The organism is Cupriavidus sp. SIMBA_020 (assembly GCF_046535395.1).
Taxonomy (GTDB): Bacteria; Pseudomonadota; Gammaproteobacteria; order Burkholderiales; family Burkholderiaceae; genus Cupriavidus; species Cupriavidus campinensis.
Genome location: NZ_JAWRWU010000964.1, coordinates 1 through 259, shown reverse-complemented (window position 1 = coordinate 259; position 259 = coordinate 1). Strand labels below are relative to the sequence as shown.

The window sequence follows — 259 nt, the reverse complement described above, 5'->3', positions numbered from 1 at the left end:
ACGCCCACGTCGAGTTCGCGCGTGAGCAGCGCGTTGAACAGCTCATTGGTGTGGCGCGTCTGGATCTGCAGCGAGACTTCCGGATAGCTGGCGCGAAACGCCTGCACGGCCTGCGGAATCAGGCTCAAACCCAGACTCGGCAGACAGCCGATGCGCAGCAGCCCCTGCGGTTGCAGCGCGAGATTGCGCGCGAGGTCGCGGATGCTGTCGAGGCTCGTTTGCAGCTTCTGGGTTTCGGCGAACAGCAGTTCGGCTTCGC

General features: G+C 64.5%; 1 protein-coding gene. It reads right to left on the bottom strand.

Annotation, left to right across the window (positions count from 1 at the left end; translation table 11 throughout):
- A partial coding sequence (locus SB751_RS32320; RefSeq protein WP_410749300.1) for a LysR substrate-binding domain-containing protein occupies nt 1-259 on the bottom strand: 259 nt, incomplete at both ends.